Annotated in this window: 1 protein-coding gene; it reads left to right on the forward strand. The window is 42.9% G+C overall.

The window, feature by feature from the left end:
• Positions 1-810 precede the first annotated feature (810 nt).
• Positions 811-2,637, forward strand: coding sequence for a group II intron reverse transcriptase/maturase (ltrA, locus tag QUB77_RS31450; RefSeq protein WP_333180924.1), 1,827 nt, complete (start codon positions 811-813; stop codon positions 2,635-2,637).
• Positions 2,638-2,735 lie beyond the last annotated feature (98 nt).

The raw sequence follows: 2,735 nt of genomic DNA on the forward strand, positions 1-2,735 counted from the left end.
GTGCGAGTCGTTTAGCCGAAACCTGAAAAAGGGGGATGGCTAGCATTGATGAGGTAAACCCTCTAGGGTTAGAGTTCGCACTTTAATCCCTCATCGATGACAACTTACTATTCATACAGGTGAGGAAACCTAGTCGAGCATCGAGCTAAGACAACTAGGGGAAAACGGAAAAGATGATTATACCAACATCATGACCTAAATCCAAAATAAACCAAGTCCTGACATCATGGTGCGTGATTGAAAGCACACAAGGAACCAAAGTTAAATCTGGTTTCCCCTACATGAGAACTGACAAACTTCATGTAAAGCGGGGGTGAAAGCGGAAAATCGGGATAGCTGAATACCGACACCGCAAGCAAAAATCCTATAGCCGAATCATTACGTAAGTAATGAAGTCGTGGGGCAGAAGCGCAAGCTAACGAATTGTCAATACAATCGTCGTAAATTATTACCAGAGGATATAAGCTAATCAGAGAAATCTGAACTTCTGGGTCAGGAATATCTGGCAAGGGTAAGGACTATCTGGATTGCTTAACCGAGATAGCGCACCACCTAGAACCCCGGCGAAGAGACAAACCCTAACGGATTTAATCAATGGATAGTAGGAACGAAATAACCCTTTTGTATGCTCCTCATCAAATCGATTGTTGAGGTAGGTTGTCAAGCTACAAGCTGCAAGAGGTTGGGATGGTTTAAGAAGCTAATGCCTAACCTGAAAATAACAGGTAATGCCGAAAAAGGGATGGGGTAATGCCCAGGATATGCAGACGTAAACCGCGAAGGTGATTAAGTGAGAAGGTGTAAGTAGTAATGGACAAACCTAATTCTGATTTGGCAACAAATACAGAGGGATGGAAAGCTATCGATTGGCGCAAAGCCGAAAGATATGTTTTCAAGTTGCAAAAACGCATTTTCGCTGCTTCCCGTTGTGGAGATGTCAAGAAAGTTCGTAAACTTCAAAAGACGCTGATGAGGTCTTGGTCTAATAGGATTTTGTCAGTAAGAAGAGTAACTCAGGACAACCAGGGAAAAAAGACAGCAGGAGTGGACGGGCTAAAAAGCCTATCCCCAGCAGCTCGTCTAGAACTGGCAAGGGAATTAAAACTAACTGGAAAATCCAAACCAACGAGAAGAGTTTGGATACCAAAACCAGGAAGTAATGAAAAACGCCCTCTGGGAATACCTGTAATGTATGACAGAGCTTTACAAGCCGTAGTAAAATCCGCACTTGAGCCGGAATGGGAGGCTATTTTCGAGCCAAACAGCTATGGTTTTAGACCGGGCAGGTCATGCCACGATGCGATTTGGCAAATTAAAGCCTGTATTCAACATAAAGCGAAGTTTGTATTAGATGCAGACATAGCCAAGTGTTTTGATCGCATCAACCATTATGAACTACTCCAAAAGTTGAATATAAAAGGCAAAGTCAGGAAGCAAGTAAAATCCTGGCTAAAATCTGGAGTAATTGACGATGGAGTATTCACTGCTACATCTGAGGGTACGCCACAGGGTGGGGTCATTTCTCCGCTACTAGCGAATATTGCCCTTCACGGTTTGGAGCAACGCATAGGAAAAGAGTTTCCAACCGATAAAGGAAACTACATAAGAAAGTCAACTTCCAAATTTGGAAAACGAGTAGGCAGCCCGAACATAATTCGATATGCCGATGATTTTGTGGTTCTATGTGAAGAAAAAGCCGTAGTCCAAAGATGCCGAGAGATAATCTCGGAATGGTTAGATGGCATAGGTTTAGAATTAAAACCTGAAAAAACGAGGCTAACTCACACCTTCAAGGATGAATTAAGTGAGGATGGTAAAGCTGGTTTTGACTTTTTAGGTCATCACATCCAACAATACCCTGTCGGAAAACACCGAAGCAGTTTAAATACGCACGGTGAGATATTAGGTTTTAACACACTCATTACCCCAAATAAGAAGTCAAGTAAGGCTCACCAAGAGGAGATCGGAAGAATCATCAAAAAACATAAGTCATCGCCACAGTCGGCGTTAATTAGAGACTTAAACCCTGTAATAAGGGGATGGACTTCTTTCTATACAAACTCTGACGCTAAAACCGTTGGAGAACTCTATAAACAAGATCACCTTACATACCTGAAACTTCGACGCTGGGCAAAACGCCGTTGTGGAAACATCAATGCAGGACATCGACTGTATTGGCACTCCACTGGCGGTGATAACTGGGTATTCTCAACCATAGAAGAGGGAGCGAACCCCCTTCGGTTACTAAAGCATAGTGAATTTGAGTGTAGCAGCACCGACTATGTGAAAGTTAAAGGTGATAAAAGCCCTTACGATGGCGACCTAATTTATTGGAGTTCAAGAATGGGGAAAAATCCTGATTTGCCGAATAGGGTATCAAAACTACTGAAATGGCAAAAAGGGAAATGCCCTCATTGCGAATTTATTTTCAGAAATGAAGATGTAATGGAAGTTGACCACATCATCCCCAGAGCCATTGGAGGTAAGGGTGAGTACAAAAATCTTCAACTATTGCATCGGCATTGCCACGATGTTAAAACTAAGACCGACTTGGAATTAATCAGGAAACATAACCTGGAACTCGTATCTTCAGGAAAAGAAACCTCAAACAAGTCGGAAAGAAGGGAAAGCCCTTAAATGACAAGAGGACACCCGAGTAGCCGTGTGCCATGAAAGTGGCAAGCACGGTTCCGAATGGGAGGGAGAGGATAGTAATATCTTCTCTCGACCCTAAC

It is taken from the genome of Microcoleus sp. AT9b-C3 (genome assembly GCF_036705485.1).
Lineage (GTDB): Bacteria > Cyanobacteriota > Cyanobacteriia > Cyanobacteriales > Microcoleaceae > Microcoleus.

Coding starts and splice junctions, on each gene's coding strand:
- ltrA (WP_333180924.1), top strand. CDS start 811: ATGGACAAACCTAATTCTGATTTGGCAACAAATACAGAGGGATGGAAA.